Below are 9,828 nucleotides of genomic sequence, written 5' to 3'. Positions count from 1 at the left end.
CCCTGATCCTGCACCGTACGGCTTGCAATGCGGCAAACCAAGGAGCAATTCCTAAATGGCAGCCAGCCGGTGGCGTGCAGCGTACGTTGCGAAGTATGCGTCTTGGCTCCCGCGCCGCGCCGACCAACATTTCTCCATGAGTCCCGTACAATTAGCGGCCGGTAATCTTGCGATTCGCGCTAAACTGGTTCGTTCCTCGATTGCCTGACTTCGCACGGCTTGACGAGGACGCGACGCCTCCTTCGGCTTCGTGCAGGTTGTCGTGCAACGAGCGCAATTCTTCGTAGGACCAACTTTCGATCTCCCAACTGGCCGACAACCGACTGGCATGGTTCGGCCCCCGTAGATGATGAATCATGGTTTCCCGCGCCGGGCTCCAGTCGCCGTCCACAGACCAGTGGTTGCCGCGCAGCGGATAATGACCCGTCGTCTCGGCGCGGGCGGCCTCGGGCACCGAGGATGCGGGGCGCTCGTCGATTCCCTTGGCCAGCCAGCCAAACGTCCATTGATCGAGCGGCGTCGTGCAGCCGCTTTGGAACGACCGTACTATCTCGTCATTGCTGACACATGCCACGGTCGGATAGTCGTGCACATCGAGGCGACGGACGAGATCAGGGATCGAATCCCGGTCGACGATTTGCAGGTGGCTGCCGGCGCCCGGCCCAATCTTCCAACCATAGGCACGCATTCTTTCGAAATCGCCGCCGGGACGGCGCAGGCGCGCAAGTTCCTCAATGCAACGCGTGCTATCTTTGGCCGTGATGAAAAGCACGCGCGGATTGCGCGGCGGCTCTGACGAGTCCGGGGGCGCGGCGGGTGATTTCTCGCCCAGTACCGCGGTTGCCGACGCTTTCAACGCCTGGCTCGGCAGCGAAGATGCTGGATCCGCCGCACTGCTCGCTTGCTCACCCGAGATGGCCACGGCCATCAGTGCCAGGGCTAACGACAGGAATTGCACCACACACCTCCCGCTTTGACGTTCAAAGACGCGCAACCAATGAACGGATTAATCCTCGATGCGATATAGGTGCGTCTCCGTACGCAAAAACAGCGATTTGCCGTACACCGCTGGCGAAGCCATGCAGCCGTCGTCGAGAGTGTTGGTCGCCAGCAACTTGAATTCTGGCCCGGCCTCGACAACGAACGTCCGGCCATCTTGATTGGGAAAATAGACCCGACCATCGGCGCAGATTGGCGAGGCCGAGAAATCTCCTCCCAAGCGACTCTGCCAGAGCGGCTTGCCCGTTTCAGCATTCAAACTGGTGGTCACACCTCGATCGCTGACCATGAAAATCTGATTTCCCACCAATAGTTGCGATGACCGGCTGGGGACGCCGTCTTTGCACTTCCATTCGACATGCGTCTGGGTGACGTCGCCGGTGCCGCCGGTGCGTAAGGCGAACAACTTGAAACCGCCGTCCGCGCTATTCAGGTACAGTCGTCCGTTTCCAAATAGCGGTCGCGAAGCCGCGTTCATGCCGCCGTGCTGGACGCGCCACAGTTCGTCGCCGGTCTCTGGTTCGTAGGCGATCGTGGCCCCGGCGCTGGGATAGACAAGTTGCGGCTTGCCGTCGATGCGGATCACCGTGGCCGTGCAATAGGCCTTCTTCTGATCACCATCATCATGGCCGTAATCGATATTGCGATCGCGCCGCCAGACTGTTTTACCAGTGGACTTGTCGAGAGCCACGACATATTGCAAGTCGTAGCCGTCGTACGCGACCACGAGCAAGTCGCCAAACAAAATGGGAGAAGATCCCGCGCCGCGCCAGTGGTTGCACGGCAAGTCTTGTCGCGTCCAAAGAATTTGGCCCGACTCCGTATCAAGACAGGCCGTTCCCGCCGAGCCGAAGTGTACGTAAACGCGTCCCTCCTCGACGACCGGCGTGGGAGAGGCATAACTATTCAGAGCATGACAAAACTGCGGCTCGGCAATTTCGAATACGAGGATATCATGCACGACGCGTCCGCTAACGCGATCAATGCACACGGCAAATAGCCGTTTACCATCGACCGTGGCCGTGGTCATCCAAATCTGCCGATCCCAGATAACGGGCGACGACCAGCCGCGATCGTGAATCGCGGTTTTCCAAGCCACGTGCTCGGACTCGCTCCACGCGAGGCTCAAGCCGGTTTCGGCCGAAATGCCATCGCCGCCAGGCCCGCGAAATTGCGGCCAGTTCACTTCAGCCGCGACCGGCGAAGCGATGCCGCACAGTCCTGCGATCAACAGCACAAGAACTCGCATCAATTTCCGTTCGCTCGCAAACCATCGGATCGGCCGGGGGAATTGAGTCCCATATTACAACATTTCCCGTCGGAAAGCCTGCACCTTGCCACGGCGCCGGCAAGAACCGCTGACATGTGCGCTTTTTACATTACGGTTTCTATACGAGCGCTGGCGATCGCGCGCCCGACGCACCATTATCTCTTCGGCAAATGCTGATCGGCAAAGTCGAGCCACTGCGACCATTCGACGTCGCTCATGTCGTGCTTCCCTGGCCGAATGAAGTAGCCCAGGTGCGTGTTGACCAATTGATTCTCGGGCGGCATTTGTTCGGCGCCACAGCCAGCAGTGCCCAACAGCTTGAAGACCGGCTCGGCGCGCTTGAGCATCTCGAACTGCCCTGTCGGATTGGCCCATTGGTCTCCAGTGGCATTGGTCAGCAACAACGGCCGAGGAGCGACCAAGGCCATCAGGCAGTGCTGATCGAAAGGGAGCTTTTGCAACTGCTGATTGAACTTCGGGAAGGTATCGTTGAACCAGTGGGGAAAAACGGTATTGATGCGCTGCACCGATTCGCCCACCGTACTTCGACTCGGCGCGGCACCACCGCAGCCAGATTGCGAGGGAATGATAATCGCAAAACGTTCATCGAGCGCTCCGGCCAACAGCGCCGTCTTGCCATTGCGCGAATGGCCAAAGACGATCATGCCTTGCCCGTCGATATCAGGATCGGTTACCAGGTAATCGGCGGCGCGACTCAAACCCCACGCCCAGGCCGCGATCGTTCCCCATTCGTGTTCGGCCGGCGCGGTCTGCCCTGGCGCCAGGTACAGGGCCGGCACCCCATCGTTCCACTCCGGACGATCGAGCTTAACGTCGCCGTGATAGAACGTGGCCACCGCGTAGCCGCGATCGATCGCGCGTTCGACCGACCAATGCGGCGCTTCCATGCCGCGTCCCTCGTCCGTGGCCCGATTCTCTTGTACACCCACGCCACTCGGAACCCACAACGTGGGAAGCCGGATGCCTGGATGCTTCATCACCATGTGGTTGCCGCGAAAGTTCAAACCCAGCAGTACCGGCGCCGGCCGAGTGGTTTTGGCCGGCACGAACAGCAGCAGGTTGATCCGGCCACCCTGTTCACGCCCCTGCGGCCCGAAGTCGAGCGTCACCTGCTTCATGCGGGCCTTGCCGCCCAGTACTTCATCCGTGCTTTCCACAGAGCCTGAGACTTTCGGCGCCGCGGGCTGCGACCCATACATGTACCACTCGAACAACGAAATCAGCTCCGGCCGGCGTTGCTCGCGCCACTGGGTGGCACTTGATACCGGAGAGCCATCGAGCATCGTCAGCGGATCGGGCATCTCCGCGCGATCGGGCAACTGCTCAACGTCCGGATAAGCAGCCTGGGCCAGCTGAATTGAAGTACCGACTGACATGATCGTGAGTGCCACCAGGAGATTACGGGAATATTGCATGAGTCTGCTCGAACGAGAATGGTACCGCCACATTGCACCTAGCATAGGAGACGGCGATCGACCGGACCACGGTGCCCTGCCTGCCAATGTGAAAGTCTAACCAGACGCTGCAGATCACAGGCGTAATGGCCGAACTCGGCACGAAATCAGTAGAGCCGCACATTGGGGGTCATAAGCCGAATATCTGGCGGGAAATCGTTCCCAATGGTCTGTCAGCCGGATATACCTGGACGATGAACGAACCGTGCGTCGGCGAGCGAATTGTCAATTTTGTCCCCCAGCAAATCGTATTGACCCGGTCCGACAAAAGTACGACTCAGAGACAACATTTGTATTTATGGCACACAGTAGATGAAGTCCGGCGGCCGCCCGGAATCCACTTGAGCTGCTCCGCTGCGGAGATGATTCTGGCGGACGGATTTCACGCGACAGCACAGCACACAATTTGTCATAGCGCCACGTGAATGCACACCACTCCTGATTGCAACTTGCCGAGGTCACATTGATAAACTTACACCAATGTAGCGGCACCGCGACGCGGTTTTGTTTGGCAGCCATCTTGACCAATGTATTGCTCGTCACCAGCGGCGACAGAGCGCACGCGCAATTCACTTATCTGAATCAGATCGCGGGCGGCGCCACGAACAGCCCTGGATATTTGCAATATCCTTATTTCGTGAGTAGCGTCGGACCAGCCGGTGAGATCGTCCTGACCGAAGGCCCGTTCGGCAACGCGGCAAGCGCATATGCCGCAGATGGAAGTTTCTTGCATACCGTGGGAGCGGGCAACGTCGCGCATCCGATTTATTCGGCGATTGGACCTGACGGGACATCTTATCTATCCGAGAATTCCAACGAATCGATCGCCGTGGTGGATCCCAATGGCAACTTCGTACGCTCCTTGCCATCCGCCGGCGGGATCATCACACCGACCGGAGTGGTCGTCAGTCAAACGGGGCTGGTGTATGCCGCTTCCAAGACGCAGATTAATGTCTATAGCTCGACCTTCAACGGAACATCGTATCCACTCATAGGGTCGTTCGGCTCGCCCGGCAGCGGACCTGGTCAAATTGGCCCGTCAAATGTGGGTGCCTTGGCGCTCGACGCCACGGGTGCAAACGTCTACGTCACGGATCCCAGCAATAATCGGCTTGAAGTATTCTCAAGCGCCGGAGCATTTGTTTCGTCGATCGGCGATGCCTCGGGCCCAGGTCAACTTAATCAGCCCACAGGAGTCGCAGTCGGCGGGACGGGCCTGGTATACGCCACGGACAACAATGCTGGCATCAAGGTATTTTCGACCAGCGGCACATACCTGGAAACCGTTGCCGCGACGGTGAATGGCCGGACCTTCAACCCGGTTTCGGTTTCGGTTGCCCCGACCGGAATGATCTATGCCGGAGGATCTTTCATGGGCGGCAGCCTCGATATCGAAGCCTTCCGCTTCTTCGACCCCGCCAGTTGGTCGTCTGGCACGAATACATTCACCAACGCCAATACTGGACCGACGAGTGTTACAGTCGGCAGCGGCCAGTTGCTGGGAACCAACCTGACACTCGACGCCACCAAGGGGCTGGTCGTAGGACAGTCCACGACGGTCAATAACGGCGGATCACTAACGTTGGCAGGCGGCACGCTGAATACGAGCGCCCTGGTCGTCGACGGTACCGCCAGCAGTGCCAACTTCACGATGACCGGAGGCAACCTGACGGCCAGCAAGATTACAATCAGCAATGGCGGCATCGCTGACTTCGTCGGTCAGCCACTCTCTGTGTCGCTTGCCGGCACGGTCTCGGTCGCAGACGTGAGCTCGCAGCTCAAGGTCGAGCAGGGAGCGACGTTTTCCACAACCGGCTTGACCAACAACGGCAGCGTCACCGTCGGGCCGAATTCTGATTTAATTGTGTTCAACAGTTCTGTGAATCTCGGCACCGAGATACTCAACGGCGGAGAACTGGACATTCGAGGCCTGCTCGGCAACGGGCCCGGTTCATTGATCGAAGGGAGCGGCACGCTCACCACGACCGCCGGCCTTGCCAACGGTGGCCGGGTGCAATTCACCGGCCAGTCGAGCGTGTTTAGTTTGGTTAGCAACCTAGCGACTGGGGGCAACATCGAAGTGTCGGGATCGCAAAGCCACACGTTTTACGGCGCCGTCACCAATAGCGGCACGTTCACAATCGACAGCGGCTCGAGCGCCACATTCCAGGGTGGGTATTCCGGACCAAACGGCACCGTCGGCACAGGCGCGGCGGTCTTCGCCGGCGGACTTTCGCCGAATGTTGCGGTCGATATGAGCTTCGGCGGAAATGTGACGCTACAGCATTCGAACACGACAACTATGCAATTGGCGGGCACGACACCGGTAACCGGATATGACAAGATCGATGTGGCCGGCCAGCTCAGCTTCGACGGCGCCCTGCAGATCGTGCTTGACGGCATCACGCCGCAAGTCGGCAACAAGTTTCATTTGTTCACATGGGGAAGCGAAACCGGTCGATTCTCGCAGTTGAATTTGCCGGCACTCGGGGCTGGCCTAAGCTGGAACGCATCGCAGCTTTACAGCACCGGCACCTTAAGTGTGACGATCAGCGGCGACGTCAATGGCGACGGGATCGTCAACGGGTTGGACATCAATCTAATTGCCTCCAAATGGTTGGCCTCCGGTACGGGCGTGGCCGGCGACGCCAACAACGACGGAGTCGTCAACGGTCTCGACATCAACCTTGTGGCCACCAACTGGCTGCACGCAGCCGGCAGTGGAACGGCCACGCAAGTGCCTGAGCCATCGACCGCCGCGCTCGCACTGCTGGCAAGCGCGACGCTGTATGCCAGACGCCGTAGATCCTAGGGCCGAATCGCCGAGCACGGCCCAAAATCAGTAGAGCCGCACATCGGGGGTCATAAGCCGAATATCTGGTGGGAAATCGTTCCCAACCGCGTGGCAGCCGTATATACCTGGAGTGAGAACAGGGAGAACATTTGCGGGTCATGCTACGCATCGCGATTTCTGGCACGTCGCAAGTTCCACCGACCCGACAGGGCACAAGGTCATCCCAGGAACAACATCAATGGCACAGGGCGACAATGGGCAGGTGGCTGCGATGGATTGGTCTTTCTTGCGAACCGCACTGCGGCCCGTTGTTCGACATAATTACTTGTGCATCTCGCGATTTGCCGCGACCACATGCATGACCCTCGCGATGCTGGGCGGTTTGGCTGTTTCCACAGCGCTGGCCGACGGATACCAGACCCTGTTCACGTTTCCAAACAATGTGCAACTCGGCGGCAATCTATTGGACATCGACTCGACGCTGTACGGTACGACCCGCGACACCGCGTTCTCGGTCGCTGTCGACGGCAGCAACTTTCAGACGCTCCATCAGCTCGACACGACGACCGAGGGGAGCATGTTCCTGAGCCTCACCGAGGTGGGCTCGAAACTTTATGGCGTTACGCAATACGCGTCGCCCACGAATCCCGGCAAAGTGCTATCGATGGCTTTGGACGGCTCAGATTCTCAAGTGCTGTCGAGCTTCCCGAGCAACTCCGATGCACCACTTTCGCCGCTGACGCTGCTGGGGTCGCAACTTTTCGGAGTCTACGCAAATGGCTCAAGCGTGCTTTCACTGAATGTGGATGGCTCGAATCTCCAGACGATCCATGCGTTCAACGGAACAGACGGCGACTTCCCACACGGCCCGCTTTTGGCCGTCGGGTCGACGCTCTACGGCACCACCTCGGCGGGAGGTCAGAACAATGTTGGTGTGATCTACTCCGTCAGCCCCAACGGACAGAATTTTCAGGTCCTGCATCAGTTCGACGCTACTGGCAACCAGTCATACACGGGCCTTGTGCAAATTGGTTCGCAGCTATTTGGCACCACCAACGCGGGCGGCGTGCCACTTGCCAGCGACGGCACGATCTTCTCGATGAATCTCGATGGTTCGAATTATCAGATGCTGCACAGCTTCGCAGACTTCGGCACTGCGGGATACCAACTTGGCAATCTGGTTCATAGCGGCTCGCTGTTGGTCGGCACGGTTTCGACCGGCGGTCCGACCGGCGATGGCCTGATATTTTCAATGAATTCAGATGGATCGAACTACCAGGTCCTGCACAATTTTACTGGTTATAATCCTGCAGGATATCTGGCGGTCGACGGCTCAACAGTCTACGGCTACGCCAATCCGGATTCGGGCAGCGGAGGTGGCATCTTATTTTCCGTGACAGTGCCCGAGCCGTCGTCTCTGGCCCTGGGCCTACTTGCCCTGACTATTGGTATCGCGTGGCGCGGCAACGTCTCGAAAGAAAAGTCTGCGAAAGAGACTAATTCATCGTGACGTGCAATGTCCTTGGCGCCCGATCCATCGAATCAACATCATCGCCAGCGCCCCGAAGCCCGCCAGGGCGATAGTGGATGGCTCGGGGACAGGATTTAGCAGCACGGCGTGCAGCGGGCCGCCGTCGAAACTGCCGGATCCGACAATCTGTCCGGCGTCGTTGATTGCGGCGGCAGCCGTGATGTGCCATCCCGACGAAGGAGCAATGAGCGCATCAAGATTCACCAGCCCGCCGCCCAGGGTATAGATGGCCGCCCCGGTTGTCGACGTCCCGACCACAATGTCGCTATTGTTGACCCCGGTCGGGGCAATCCCCGGAATGGCATTCTCGACGCCGCCAATGTTGAGAAATCCGCCGCTAATTCCCGCGCCGCCGGTCGATAGAGCCGTATCCGTTCCCACAACATCTCCATGTCCGTTCAGGCCGTACGCGATGCTCGTGAACAGCACCGCGTCAGGAGTCTGTCCGTGCGTTCCGATGTCGTGCATCGTCGTCCCGTCATACAGAAAGGCGTACAGCTCAGCTCCTGGGTTGTATCCGAGCGGCGCGTCACCGACGCCGGCGGCTTCGCCGCTATTGTTGATCGCCAGCGGGATGGCATAGTTTATCCCCCCGGGTAAGAGCGGCATGGGGTGCATCGATCCGCCGTAATAGAGAAACCCCTGTCCAAGGATACCGTCCAGCACGATCTCACCGCTGTTGTTGATGCCGTAGCTCGCGCCCGGGCCCAGATCGTGCATCGTGCCGTCGTACAGGAAGACGCGCGACGAATCGTCCGGCGAGGCGCCAGGCGTCGTCCCCGTCACCATACCGGCGTCGTTAACGCCGTCGCCAACCCCCGTCCCGATATCGTGCATCGTGCCGTCGTACAAGAAAACGTGCGACTGGTTTCCGATTGTGATCGCACCGGTGACCAATCCGCTGTCGCTAATTGCGCGGGCGCTCGACGCGGAGCCACCGAGTGTTCCCAAATCCGTGACGGTATAGTCCGCGGCAAGAGATATCGCTGAGTTCGCCAACGCAACCGCAAGAAACGCGACGCGCGACTTCATGACACTTCTCCTTCGTCGGCCCAAAACGACAGAAATGCCGCCATGATGAAAGAACGCAAGCCCAGGTGTTTGCGTTCGACCACAGAACCCGCCTGGCAAGACATGCCTGTAAAGTAGTCCTGCAACATGTTAGATACAAAGGAATTCGCGAGATATTGGGAACTTCCTACGGTCGCATGGGAGCGTACCGGCGGCCTGGAGGTCACGGCTTGTGGGATTCGGTTCGAGCGGGTATTTCCTCGCGCGGCGCAACATTCGACCCCGCCGATTCTGACGATGGCCTCACTGCTGACATTGCGACCTAGATAGCGAGGGGGAGTGTTGACGAGTTTTGGCATGGCGCGGAGTGCCATTCGGAGGCGCAAAGCGGTATGTACGGTTTTATCGCTTGGGGAGCGGGCCGCACTGCCGACCATCGGCAGGTAACAGGAATGCTTGCTTCGGCAAGACTGACAAGTAGTGGGCGTTACCTGACGCAAACCTGTGACTTCTACCGTGTGAGAAAATCCCGCCGGAACCGCAAAGCCTAAATCCTCCGGTCTTTTCCGGGTTTTAGTCCGAGTCGAGAGTACTGCAAATAGTCGCAGACAGTAGTGGCCTCTCTCGACAAATCGCGGTAGTGTGAGACAGCGATCCGGTAGCTTACCGGCTGCAATCCTTCTCTCCTCGCTAGTCCGCAATGCAGGGTGCGCATATCGCTGCTTGTAGTCGTAATCCCCGCTATCCC

General features: G+C 58.9%; 6 protein-coding genes. 2 read left to right on the top strand and 4 right to left on the bottom strand.

Going from position 1 to position 9,828, the window contains the following annotated elements; all coding sequences use genetic code 11:
* Positions 1 to 151 precede the first annotated feature (151 nt).
* The 3 genes from VGG64_19310 to VGG64_19300 all read right to left on the bottom strand — a co-directional run bounded on the left by VGG64_19310 (position 152) and on the right by VGG64_19300 (position 3,705).
* Positions 152 to 958 carry a hypothetical protein gene (locus VGG64_19310; protein ID HEY1601758.1) on the bottom strand — a complete coding sequence of 269 codons (807 nt, stop codon included), beginning with the start codon at positions 956 to 958 and terminating at the stop codon, positions 152 to 154.
* 48 nt (positions 959 to 1,006) lie between these two features.
* Positions 1,007 to 2,248 carry a PQQ-binding-like beta-propeller repeat protein gene (locus tag VGG64_19305; GenBank protein HEY1601757.1) on the bottom strand — a complete coding sequence of 414 codons (1,242 nt, stop codon included), beginning with the start codon at positions 2,246 to 2,248 and terminating at the stop codon, positions 1,007 to 1,009.
* A 176-nt stretch (positions 2,249 to 2,424) separates the two neighbouring features.
* Positions 2,425 to 3,705: an acetylxylan esterase gene (locus VGG64_19300; protein ID HEY1601756.1), complete on the bottom strand. Its 1,281-nt coding sequence runs from the start codon at positions 3,703 to 3,705 to the stop codon at positions 2,425 to 2,427.
* Positions 3,706 to 4,252: 547 nt separating this feature from the next.
* Here VGG64_19300 and VGG64_19295 point away from each other — a divergent pair.
* Together VGG64_19295 and VGG64_19290 are read left to right on the top strand one after the other, a co-directional pair.
* Positions 4,253 to 6,556, top strand: coding sequence for a dockerin type I domain-containing protein (locus VGG64_19295; protein ID HEY1601755.1), 2,304 nt, complete (start codon positions 4,253 to 4,255; stop codon positions 6,554 to 6,556).
* A gap of 220 nt (positions 6,557 to 6,776) precedes the next feature.
* Positions 6,777 to 8,048 (top strand): choice-of-anchor tandem repeat GloVer-containing protein, encoded by a 1,272-nt coding sequence (locus VGG64_19290; GenBank protein HEY1601754.1) that lies wholly within the window; start codon positions 6,777 to 6,779, stop codon positions 8,046 to 8,048.
* Here VGG64_19290 and VGG64_19285 read toward each other — a convergent pair.
* Positions 8,040 to 9,101: a PEP-CTERM sorting domain-containing protein gene (locus tag VGG64_19285; GenBank protein ID HEY1601753.1), complete on the bottom strand. Its 1,062-nt coding sequence runs from the start codon at positions 9,099 to 9,101 to the stop codon at positions 8,040 to 8,042. The two genes, VGG64_19290 and VGG64_19285, sit on opposite strands and share 9 nt — an antisense overlap.
* Between the last annotated feature and the right edge of the window lie 727 nt (positions 9,102 to 9,828).

This window comes from Pirellulales bacterium, assembly GCA_036490175.1.
Classification (GTDB): Bacteria; Planctomycetota; Planctomycetia; order Pirellulales; family JACPPG01; genus JACPPG01.
This window is presented reverse-complemented; position numbering and strand designations above follow the sequence as displayed.

Coding starts and splice junctions, on each gene's coding strand:
- VGG64_19305 (HEY1601757.1), bottom strand. CDS start 2,248: ATGCGAGTTCTTGTGCTGTTGATCGCAGGACTGTGCGGCATCGCTTCG.
- VGG64_19300 (HEY1601756.1), bottom strand. CDS start 3,705: ATGCAATATTCCCGTAATCTCCTGGTGGCACTCACGATCATGTCAGTC.
- VGG64_19290 (HEY1601754.1), top strand. CDS start 6,777: ATGGCACAGGGCGACAATGGGCAGGTGGCTGCGATGGATTGGTCTTTC.
- VGG64_19285 (HEY1601753.1), bottom strand. CDS start 9,101: ATGAAGTCGCGCGTCGCGTTTCTTGCGGTTGCGTTGGCGAACTCAGCG.